The sequence below is a fragment of the Collinsella aerofaciens genome (assembly GCF_015670795.1).
Lineage (GTDB): Bacteria > Actinomycetota > Coriobacteriia > Coriobacteriales > Coriobacteriaceae > Collinsella > Collinsella aerofaciens_Q.
The window spans coordinates 35,746-46,897 of sequence record NZ_JADPCJ010000020.1 but is presented as its reverse complement, the minus strand read 5'-3'; the positions used below and the strand labels follow the sequence as shown (position 1 = coordinate 46,897).

Sequence of the window (11,152 nt, the reverse complement as noted above, 5' to 3'; positions counted from 1 at the left end):
AACCTCGTTGCGGCGCGGCTGCGCCTATGGCACTTCAACATCATTGTCGCAGCCCCGACCCGCGGTCACGAGCGGGGGCTCCTATCTTTTTAGTGCCCTCGGATTGGGTCATAGTGTCTGGCCTGCATATTTATAGGTATTTGGGGACGGGCCCCAGATTGCTGCGGCGTGCTTTTGCGCGCGCATGGGCAATCTGGGGCCCGTCCCATTTTTCGCCACTTGTCGTCGCGGTGGTGGGCCGCACGTGCCTTGGGTGGGGGAGTTTGGGGGCGATGTGAACGCCATGTAAAAGGACGCAAAAATCGCCTCAAGGTCAACTTGAAGGTTGAGGTTGAAAGGCGGGGTGCCACAGGTGGCATCCCGCCTTTGCTGTAAACACAACATATTGTGTTTTCGAACATATGCTCGGGGGTGTTTTACAACATATTGGGGGTGGAATGGTGGGGCGGGGTGGGGGAAGGGGTGGGGAAAGGTGTTGAAAAATGGGGCGGTTCCCCATATTATTGATGACGTCGACAGGCGGGGTGGTTCCCCGCGTACGTGCCATCTGAGTAACCGAGGGGAGGGCGCACATGGGAATGACTGGTGCATACGAGCGCAATCTCGATGCAAAAGGTCGTCTATCCCTGCCTGCACCCCTTCGCGAGGAGCTTGGAGAGCACGTTCGCGTGTTTAAAGCCCTGGATGTCGATGCTCTGTACGTGTTCTCTGCCGAGGCCTTCGATAAGTGGGTCGAAGGACTCTTCGCGGGTCGTGAGGGCCACGAGGGTTTTAACCCGCGTGACATTAATGACCAGAAGCTCATGAGGGCGATCAACAAGCGCACCACGTCGATGGACGTGGACAGCGCCGGTCGTATCGGTCTTTCCGAGTCTCTCCGCAAGCAGGCGAACCTCGACCGCGAGGTCACGGTTGTGGGCAACTACGACCACCTTGAGGTTTGGGATCGCGCCGCGGCCGATGAGGACGATGACGATGAGGCCCTGCTGGACCTCTTCTTCTCGTAAGGGCAAGGCACGGGTAACGGATGGAGCGTGGGATCTTGACACAAGAATATCGGCATGAACCTGTCATGCTCGGCGAAGTGCTTGAGTCGCTGCGGCTAAAGAGCGGCTCCGTTGTCTGCGATTGCACCCTTGGCGGTGCCGGCCATTCGGTAAAGATGGCCGCGCAGGTGGGGGAGACGGGCCTTTTGCTCGGCGTCGATCAGGACGACATGGCCCTCGAGGCCGCTGGCGCCCGTCTGGACCGCGAGGTTCCCGGAGTTCCGCATCAGCTGCTGAAGGGCAACTTCGGCGACTTGGACGAGCTGCTTTGCTCGGCCGAGGTGCCCGGGGTCGATGGCTTCCTGTTCGATTTGGGCGTTTCGTCACCGCAACTCGATATCCCTGGCAGGGGCTTTTCGTATAACGAGGACGCCCCATTGGACATGCGGATGGATCCGGGTAATAACACCTTAAACGCAGCTGAGGTCATCAACACCTATAACGAACACGACCTCGCCCGGATTCTACGCGTCTACGGCGAAGAGAAGTTTGCCTCGCAGATCGCGCGCGAGATCGTGCGCCGCCGCGAGCAAGAACCGATCGAAACCACCGGCCAATTTGTCGAGATCATCAAGGCGGGTATCCCGGCTGCCGCTCGTCGGCATGGCGGACACCCGGCCAAGAAAAGTTTCCAGGCCATTCGCATCGAGGTCAATCACGAGCTCGATGTGCTCGAACGAGGGCTTGATGCCGCCACCAGGTGGCTCAACCCGGGCGGACGTATCTGCGTCATCTCGTATCACTCGCTCGAGGACCGTATCGTAAAGAACCACTTTAAGGAGATGAGCCAGGGGTGCACGTGTCCGCCGGAGATTCCGGTGTGCGTGTGCGGCAACGTGCCGATACTCAAGGTCATCACCCGCAAACCCTTGGTTGCCCAGCCTGATGAGGTTGAGCGCAACCCTCGGGCGAGATCAGCCAAAATCCGCGTGGCGCAGCGTCTGTAGGCGCGACCGCGCGATATTGGACCTCCCGCTCGCACCATAAACGAAGCTTAAACACACTACCAACGTACTCGGGATGGGAGGCGGCATATCATGGGCTACAACACTTCAAGCGCAGCACTTGCCTATGATATGAACGCCATGCCCGCCTATCGTGAGACGCCGCAGGCCCCCGTTGCTCCCCGTGAGCAGCGCACGCCGCGCTTTGATGTCTACACGGGCGCGGGCCGTCAGGCAAACCAGGCGGTAAGCCCGGTTTTCATGAGCGTTCTTAAAACGTTTTGCATCATTGCGGCTATCTTCATGACGATCGGCGTCGCCCGCGTGGCACTCGCCGGCGTTACGGCCCAGGTGCTCAACAGCAACGCCGAGCTTACCAACACGCTCGAAAAGGCGACCGATGAGAGCTCCGACCTGGAGGTCATGCATTCGGTCTATGGCGCCGACACGCGCATTCGCGACCTTGCGGGCGCTTATGGCATGGTGGAGCCCAGCGAGAGCGTTACACTTGACTTTTCGCAGGATGCAGCCGCGGGCGCCAACGCGACCGCGACCGCTCAGTAGCAAGACGGTAGCTGAGTATGACAAATGACTATCGCCGCGGTTCCGATGGGGGCCGCGGTTCTGGACGTCCCTCGTCGCGGGGACGTTCTGGTTATCAAGGAACGGGTCGGCAATCTTACAACGCCGGGCAGTCCCGTGGCAACGACCCGGCGTCGCGACTTCGCGGCTCGGACGGCCCTCAAATGCATAACACCAGGTCGCGCAAGAGTTCGTCGACCGAATGGCTCACAGGCACGCCTCTGCCTCGCCGCAAAGCCATCATGGGCTTCATCGGGCTTGGTTTGGGCTTGGGCGTCTTTCGCCTTGCCGACTATCAAATTGTCGAAGCCGATAAACTGCGCGAGCGTGCCGATGCGCGCCGCCTGCTTGCACAGACCCTCTATGCCAAACGCGGCACCATCTACGACCGCAACGGTAACGTGCTGGCGTCGTCGGTCGAATGTCGCAACATCGCCGTGAACCCGCAGCTTGTCGAGGATGTTGACAAGACGGTGTCGGCGCTGGTCAAGGCAACTGGAATCGATAAAAAGACCTGCCGCAAGCTCGTCGAGTCCGATGGCACCTGGGTGTATATCAAGCGCCAGGTGGACGAAGACGATGCTGCGGCGCTGGAGAAGAAGAACCTGCCCGGCGTGCTTTTTGAGCAGGCCATGAAGCGCGTATATCCATACGGCAATCTGGCATCGCAGGTGCTGGGTGTAGTGAATGTAGACAACGACGGCTTGACGGGTCTCGAAAAGCAATACAACAAGCTTCTGACCGGCACGAATGGTACCCTCGTGCGCGAGCGCGCGAGGGACGGCAGCTATATCGCGGGCGGTGCCTATAAAAAGGTGGCTGCGGTCGACGGCGTTGACATCGTGACGACGCTCGACGTCAATATGCAGCGAGCGGCTGAGGATGCTTTGGCGGAGGCTGTCGAGAAGACAAAGGCCAAGAACGGCTCGGCTTTGGTCACCGACCCCACGACTGGTGAAATTCTCGCCGCCTGCTCGTACCCGACCTACGACCAGACCGATCTGGAAAACGCCAAGACCGAGGATATGAACTTGCGCCTGGTCACCGACGCCTACGAGCCCGGCTCGGTCTTTAAGACGCTCGTGGCGGGCGCCGGCTTCGACTTGGGCGTCGTGCGATCGAGTACGTCGTTTGAGGTGCCGGCGAGCATCAAGGTGGGTGACGATACCGTCACCGATGCCGACAAGCGCGACTATGCCATGACCATGGATGTGCGCGAGATGATGCGCCGTTCGTCCAACGTGGGCTTTGTCCTGGTGGGGCGCAAGATCGGTGCGGATGACTTTGCCGCCTATGTGGACAAGTGGGGCATAGGTCACAGCTCCGGTGTCGATTTTCCGGGCGAGAGCCTGGGCATCGTCAAGGAGCGTGACCAGTATGACGGCGCCACGCTGGGTTCGATGAGCTTTGGACAGGCGCTGTCCGTCTCGCCGATTGAGATCGCACGTGCCGTGGGCGGCATCGCCAACGGCGGCGTGATGATGACCCCGCACTTCTATAAGTCCAGCAAAGGCGACGAGAAGGACTGGGGCGAAGGCGAGCGCGCGATTTCGGAGGACGCCGCATCCCAGGTGACATCGTGCATGCAGACGGTCGTGTCCGAGGGAACGGGCGTTGGCGGCGCGGTTGACGGCTATGACGTGGCGGGTAAGACCGGTACGGCCGAACGAGCCGACGAGAACGGCGGCTACCTCAAGGAGAACTACATGTCGTCCTTTATGGGCTTTGCACCGGCACAATCGCCCAAGGTGCTGTGCTATATCACGCTCGACGGAACGCCGAGCGGCTCAGATGCCGCTGCGGTGCCGTTCCAGTCCATTATGGCCAACGCGCTCGACGTGCTGGGTATCCCGCACACGAAGTAGGGGGTTACAATCTTTGGGGCGTGGTTTGTTGTCCCATATGAGGGGTGTTCACATGCCCTGCACCACGCATGCGCGGCGCTGGGATACAATACGCCGATAGCATTATTAGGTTTACAGGGGAGCTGCAATGATAGAGATCGCCGTCAACAACCTCGCGGCCGCAACAGGGGCCCGAACCGTGACGGGAGAAGCCGATCAGGTATGCCGCGGGTGCGTTATCGACTCGCGCCAGGTCGAGGAAGGGACGATTTTCGTCGCCTTTCCCGGTGAAAACGTCGACGGCAATGATTTTGCTTCCCGTGCCGTCCAGTCGGGTGCCGGCGCCGTCGTGATGACGCGTGAGCCCGAGGCCGAGCTGGTCTCGCTGGCGCAGGACAAGGGCTGTGCCATCTTGCTGACCGATGATCCCGAGGAGTTTCTGCTGCGTTTGGCGCACACGTACCGTCTGGAGCTTGGCTGCCTGGTCGTTGGTATTACCGGTTCCATCGGCAAGACGACGACCAAGGACGTGCTCGCCGCTGTGCTCGCCAAGCGCTATCGTGTCTGGGCCACCAAGGGCAATTTCAATAACCTGATCGGCATGCCACTCACGGTGCTTTCCGCTCCGGCCGATACCGAGGTCCTGGTGCTCGAGATGGGCATGAACCATTTCCACGAGATCGAGCGCCTGTCCCAGTCCGCCAATCCCAACCTTGCCATCGTGAGCAAGATTGGTACCTCTCATATCGGCATTTTGGGTAGCCGCGAGAACATCGCCCGCGCTAAGGCCGAGATTGTCCAGGGTATGTGCGCCGCTGGCGATTTCTTGCCGCTGCTGGTTTTGGGCGGCGAGGACGACTTTACGCCGTTCATTCGCGATACGTTCGCCCAGCCTGCTGGTATCGACGTGATGCTGGCCGGCGTCTCGGACGATGATGAGGTCCGTGCCCGCGACGTTCGAGTTGATGACGAGGGCCGTCCGGTCTTTACGCTCGATTTTGGTCAGGGCGAGACAATCGATACCATGCTTGCCATCCCCGGCGTGCAGTCCGTCCCAAATGCCGTTAAGGCCGCCGCGGTTGCCTATCGCCTGGGCGTGACGCCCGAGCAGATCGATGCTGCCTTTAGGGGCCTCACGATCACCGGTCACCGCCAAGAGATCAAGCGCGCCAAGAGCGGTGCCCGCGTCATCGACGATTCCTATAACGCCAGTGCCGAATCCATGGCTGCTGGCCTCGATCTGCTGTGCTCGCTTTCGTGCACGGGGTCTCGCATGGCGATCCTGGGCGAGATGGGCGAGATGGGCGATGAGGCTCCTCGCATGCATGAGCTCGTGGGCGCCTATGCCGCCGCCAAGAAGCTCGACATGCTGGCGTGCGTGGGTGGTGAGCTGGCCCAGCTTATGGCCGATGCCGCGCGCATGATGGGCATGGACGAGGACCGCATCCAGGTGTTCTCCGATTATCAGCAGGTGCTCGACCGCATGGGCGGCGCGCTTGAAAAACATGATGTTGTACTGGTCAAGGGTTCCCGTTTTGTTGAGCTCGACCGCTTTGTGGAAGGTGTGTGCTAGCCCATGTTCGGCAATCCCTCGTATCCAACGTATCAGGCTTTTTTGGGGCTTGGCATCGCCGCTGCCATTGCGCTGCTGCTCATGCCGTGGTGGATCAAGCTGCTCAAGGTCGAGGGTATCGGCCAGCAGGTTCGTGCCGACGGCCCCAAGCGTCATTTGGTTAAGCAGGGAACGCCCACCATGGGTGGCGTTGTCATCCTCGTCGCGATCTCGCTGACCTGCCTGCTGATGGGCAAGCTCACCACCGAGCTCGTGCTCGTGCTGCTCGCCACGCTGGCGACCGGCGTGCTGGGCCTGATCGACGACCTGACCTCCGTTACGCACGGGCGCTCGCTCGGTCTGACGCCTCATGCCAAGATGATCGGCCTAACCATTATCTGTGTCACCTTTACGGTACTTGCCGTCAACTGGTGCGGCGTCGCCCCCGAGATTCGTTTTCCCGGCGGCCTGACGATTGACCTTGGCGTGCTTTCGACCACCATCTGCGGCCTTTCGTTCCCGTGGCTCTACATTGTCTTTTGCTGGCTGATGATCGCCGGTCTTTCTAATGCCGTGAACCTGACCGATGGCCTTGACGGTCTTGCCGGCGGCACCTCCATGATTGCCATGCTCGCCATGGCTGCCATGGCGTTTTTGCACGGAGACGTGAACCTGTCCATCTTCTGCACCGCGTGTGCCGGTGCCTGCTTGGGCTTTCTGTGGTTCAACTGCTATCCGGCGAGCATCTTTATGGGCGATACCGGCTCGCTTGCCCTGGGCGCCGCGTTTGCCTGCACGTCCATCATGACCAACACCGAGGTCGTCTCCCTCATCATCGGCGGCCTGTTTATCGTTGAGACCCTGTCGGTCATGATTCAGGTTGTCTACTTCCACTTTACGCACAAGCGCGTCTTCCTTATGGCGCCCATCCATCATCATTTCGAAAAGAAGGGCTGGGCCGAGACCAAGGTCGTCATCCGTTTTTGGATTATCGCTGCGGCCTTTGGTGCCGTTGGCCTTGCTTTGTTCTTCCAGTTGGGATAGTGGTCTTTCATGCCTCTTGCTGATGTCTTTAGCCTGCTCGTTTTGGGTCAGGGCAAATCCGGTCTCGATGTCGCCCGCTGGGCGCTGGCACATCCCGAGCGCGTAAGCGCCGTTACCGTGTATGGCGGCGGCACCTCTGAGCCCAATGACGCCACGCGTGCGCTCGAGGCTGCTGGTGCGTCGTTTGTCTATGGGGCCGAACAGGTCGAGGGCGCCTATGACGTGTGCGTGACATGCCCGGGTATTTCGGAGTTCTCGTCCTTCTTTAAGGCGGGGCGTGAGCATGCCGCTCAGATTATGGGCGAGCCCGAGTTTGCCTATCGCTTGTCTCCCCAAAATTGGATTGCCATCACGGGCACCAACGGCAAGACAACTACCACGTCGCTGACTGATTATCTGCTCAAGGCCGCCGGTGAAGCCAGCGTGGCCGTCGGCAATATCGGTGAGCCGCCGGTGAACGAGATCGACGGCCGCGCACATAATGAGTGGTTTGTGGCCGAGCTGTCGAGTTATCAGATTGCTACGACCGCCGAGCTTCATCCTCGCGTGGCGGTGCTGCTCAACATCACGCCCGACCACCTGGGCTGGCACAAGAGCCACAAGAACTATGCGCTTGCCAAGATCAAGTTGTTCGAGAATATGGTCGACGACGACCTCGTGGTTATCGACGTTGAGGATGCCGGCATCCATGAGTTCGATGAGTACATCTACATGCCGGGCCGCCGCATCTGCAAGGTCGCTTTTGACGAGCCCGAGGGTGCAGACGCCGCCTTTGTGCGCGACGGCAAGTTGGTCGTCCGCCTGAAGGGCGTCGAGACTCAGCTTGTCGCCACTTCCGAGCTCAAGATCTCGGGCCATCACAATGTCATCAATGCCCTATGTGCTGCCACGGCTGCTTTGGCCGTCGGTGCCGATCCCGAGGGCATTTGCCGTGGTTTGGCATCGTTCCAGCCGCTGGAGCACCGCGTTGAGCCCTGTGGCGAGATCGATGGCGTGCGCTACGTCAACGATTCCAAGGCAACGAACACCGATGCAGTCGAAAAGGCCCTGACGGCGTTTCCCGACGACGATGTGATTTTGCTGCTCGGCGGCCACGATAAGGGTACGCCGCTTGCGGACTTTGCCCGCGTCGTTATGGACAACGTGCGCTCGGTCGTTTGCTTTGGCGATGCGCGCGAGCGCTTTACCGCCGCTATGGACGAGGCCGATGTCGATGGTGACGTGGATATCGCCCAGGCGGATGACCTGCGCGATGCCGTGGACGTCGCCCGTTCGCTGTCGAGCCGTGGCGACGTGATCTTACTTTCTCCTGCCTGCTCTTCGTTCGATGAGTTCTCGGGCTATGAGGAGCGCGGCCGCGTGTTTAAGGACTATGTGGCCCAGCTTGCCGCTGCGGCGAAATCGCAAATGGAATAGGGGTTGCCGGTGAGAGAGGAGAGCCCCCGACAAGGTATGAGGAGGCCCGACTCGGACCGTGCTTCCTCACGGCGCAGCACACCGCGTTCCGGTCGCGGCGGGCAGACGTTTAGCGAACGCTATATTGCCGGCGTTCCCGCCCGTATCATGCGCCCCCGTTTGATATTCATGGCCTGCCTGTTTACCTTGGTGTGCTTTGGCCTGCTGATGGTGTACTCGGCGTCTTCGGTCGAGGCGCTGCACGAGAATGGCTCGGCGACGTTTTTTCTGTTTCGACAAGCCGCGTTTGCCGGAGTTGGCGTGCTGGCTATGGTTGCCATCGTGCGCATCTTGCCGGACAGTTGGTTTGGGGAAGACGTGCTCAGGATCTTCCTCATAGGCATGATAGGGCTACTGTTTCTGGTGTTCTTGGTGGGCAGCGGCAGCCGTGGCGCCACGCGCTGGCTCAACATCGCCGGCATTCAGTTCCAGCCTTCCGAGTTTTTAAAGCCATTTGCCATTGCGTATTCGGCCATCATGCTCGATCGCTTCTTTTCGCCCGGTGGCAACATCAACGAATTCCTTCGCAAGATGGGCATCTACCTGGGCATTTCGCTCTTTCTGATCTTTATCCAGCCCGATTTCGGTACTGTCCTGATCATCCTGTTGACCCTCATGTGCATGGCGTTGTTTGCGGGTCTCGACCCCAGATTTATCATCGGCGTGCTAATCTTCGGCATTCTCGTGATCGTGATTGCGCTTGTTGCAGAGCCGTACCGTATGGTGCGTATTCAGGTTGCCTTGAACCCTTGGGCCGACGAGTATGGTGACGGCTATCAGGCCACGCTTGCCATCATGGCCTTTGCCTCGGGCGGTCTGTTCGGCCGTGGCATCGGCAACTCAACCATGAAGTACTCGTATCTGCCCGAGGCGCACAATGACTACATCCTGGCCATCATTGGCGAGGAAGTCGGTTTTGTCGGAACCGTGCTGTTCTTCTTGGTGTTTGCGATGCTGATCTATTCGGCGTTTCGCATTGCCGAACAGGCGACCGATCGTCGGGGCGCGCTTATGGCGTCTGGCTCCGCGGTCATTCTCGCGGTGCAGTTTTTGATTAACGCGTTGGGCATCCTCAACGTGTTTCCCATGACGGGCAAACCGTTGCCGTTTATTAGCTACGGCGGTTCGTCGATTATTGTGTCGCTTATGCTTGCCGGGTTGATCCTGCGCGTTTCGTACGAGAGCGCCCGTCGCGATGAGTACGACCGTCGCCGCGAGAGCTTTGCCGTTATGGATGAGAGTACCGCCGGCGTGCCCCACGTGCGCGGCGAGCGATCTTCGCGTAACGGTTTTACCGTCCTGGATGGCTCTGCGACCGAGCCGGCAGCCCGCCCGCGTCAGCGAACGGCGCCGCAAGGTCGTCCTCAGCGCCCCACTCCTCGCAATGCGGGCGGCGGATATAATCGGATCGATTTGAACTCGGACCCGTCGGCGCGTCTGCGCACCGACGACCAGGGACCGCGTGTACGAAGGGACTACCATGACCGATAAAATGACCGTTGCTATTGCAGCTGGCGGCACGGCTGGACACATCAACCCCGCGCTCGCCTTGGCCGAAGAGCTGCGTGACCGTGGCCACCATGTTGTGTTCGTGGGCCAGTCGCGCAAGCTCGAGGGTCGTCTGGTCCCCGAGGCTGGGTTTGATTTTGTGCCCATTACGGTCACGGGCTTCGACCGCTCCCGTCCTTGGACGGCGCTGACCTCGCTGTGGCGTGTCAACAAGGCCAAGCGTGCGCTCGCCAGTCATTTCTCAAAGGTCGGCAAGCCCGATGCTGCCGTCGGTTTTGGTGCCTATGTCGAGGTTCCGCTGCTGGGGTGGTGCAAGGGCGCAGGCGTTCCGTATCTGCTGCATGAGCAGAACTCTGTTCCGGGACTGGCCAACAAGATGATGAACTCCCACGCCGCCCGCGTGTGCATCTCGGTGCCGGCAGCGCGTTCGGTCTTTGAGCGCGAAGGTGACCCTGACCACGTGCTCATGACCGGCAACCCCGTACGTCGCTCGGTAATCGAAGGCGATCGCGCTCGCGGCCGCAAGGCACTTGGCGTTCCCGAGGACGCTACGCTGCTGCTCGTCTTTGGCGGTTCACTTGGCGCCCAGCACCTCAACGAGCGCGTGGTTTCGCTCAAAAACGAGCTGCTTTCGTGCAAGAACCTCTATGTGTTGCATTCGACGGGTGCCGACGGCTTTGAGGAGACCGAGCGCGCTTTGGCGCTGACGCCCGAGGAGGCGAAGCGTTACCGCGTCCAGCCTTACATCGACAACATGGGCGATATGTTGGCTGCTGCCGATTTGGTGCTCTCGCGTTCGGGCGCATCGAGCGTGGCCGAGATCGCTGCGCTCGCCGTGCCCTCGGTGCTCGTGCCGTATCCGCATGCGACGGCCGACCACCAAACCACCAATGCCCGGTATTTGGTCGACGCCGGGGCCGGCGTGCTCTGCGCCGATGCCGATATCGACGGTTCTGCCTTTGCCGATGAACTGCTGCACCTGGTCGATGACGCGGCGGCGCGCGACGCCATGCGTCAGGCGGCGCGTGGTCTGGCTCAGGATAGGGCCGCCGCTCTTCTGGCGGATGCGGTAGAGGGTTTGCGTTAGTTAGACGGGATATCGTCGGTCGCCCTCGCGCTGATGCGGTAGGTGCGGTACAGTTAACGGGTTACAGGCAGTGTTTACGCAAGGAGTAC

General features: G+C 60.4%; 9 protein-coding genes. All 9 read left to right on the top strand.

Annotation, left to right across the window (positions count from 1 at the left end):
* Positions 1-572 precede the first annotated feature (572 nt).
* Entirely contained in the window at positions 573-1,007 is a 435-nt protein-coding gene (locus I4W09_RS07200) for a division/cell wall cluster transcriptional repressor MraZ (protein ID WP_006234269.1), read from the top strand.
* 20 nt (positions 1,008-1,027) lie between these two features.
* The gene (rsmH, locus tag I4W09_RS07195; protein WP_006234266.1) at positions 1,028-1,993 is read left to right on the top strand and encodes a 16S rRNA (cytosine(1402)-N(4))-methyltransferase RsmH; all 966 of its coding nucleotides are present in this window, start codon (positions 1,028-1,030) and stop codon (positions 1,991-1,993) included.
* 90 nt (positions 1,994-2,083) lie between these two features.
* Positions 2,084-2,554: a hypothetical protein gene (locus I4W09_RS07190; protein WP_022094483.1), complete on the top strand. Its 471-nt coding sequence runs from the start codon at positions 2,084-2,086 to the stop codon at positions 2,552-2,554.
* A 182-nt stretch (positions 2,555-2,736) separates the two neighbouring features.
* Complete coding sequence (locus I4W09_RS07185; RefSeq protein WP_230318723.1) at positions 2,737-4,437, top strand: peptidoglycan D,D-transpeptidase FtsI family protein; 1,701 nt, start codon at positions 2,737-2,739, stop codon at positions 4,435-4,437.
* Positions 4,438-4,564: 127 nt separating this feature from the next.
* A complete protein-coding gene (locus tag I4W09_RS07180) occupies positions 4,565-5,989 on the top strand; it encodes a UDP-N-acetylmuramoyl-tripeptide--D-alanyl-D-alanine ligase (RefSeq protein WP_196033217.1) in 1,425 nt (474 codons plus the stop codon).
* A gap of 3 nt (positions 5,990-5,992) precedes the next feature.
* A complete protein-coding gene (mraY, locus tag I4W09_RS07175) occupies positions 5,993-7,012 on the top strand; it encodes a phospho-N-acetylmuramoyl-pentapeptide-transferase (protein WP_006234262.1) in 1,020 nt (339 codons plus the stop codon).
* 9 nt (positions 7,013-7,021) lie between these two features.
* A complete protein-coding gene (murD, locus tag I4W09_RS07170; RefSeq protein ID WP_161115920.1) occupies positions 7,022-8,428 on the top strand; it encodes a UDP-N-acetylmuramoyl-L-alanine--D-glutamate ligase in 1,407 nt (468 codons plus the stop codon).
* A gap of 36 nt (positions 8,429-8,464) precedes the next feature.
* Positions 8,465-9,958 carry a putative lipid II flippase FtsW gene (gene ftsW / locus I4W09_RS07165; protein WP_230318722.1) on the top strand — a complete coding sequence of 498 codons (1,494 nt, stop codon included), beginning with the start codon at positions 8,465-8,467 and terminating at the stop codon, positions 9,956-9,958.
* Positions 9,948-11,063 carry an undecaprenyldiphospho-muramoylpentapeptide beta-N-acetylglucosaminyltransferase gene (murG, locus tag I4W09_RS07160; RefSeq protein ID WP_196033209.1) on the top strand — a complete coding sequence of 372 codons (1,116 nt, stop codon included), beginning with the start codon at positions 9,948-9,950 and terminating at the stop codon, positions 11,061-11,063. Before ftsW ends, murG begins: the two co-directional genes overlap by 11 nt.
* Positions 11,064-11,152 lie beyond the last annotated feature (89 nt).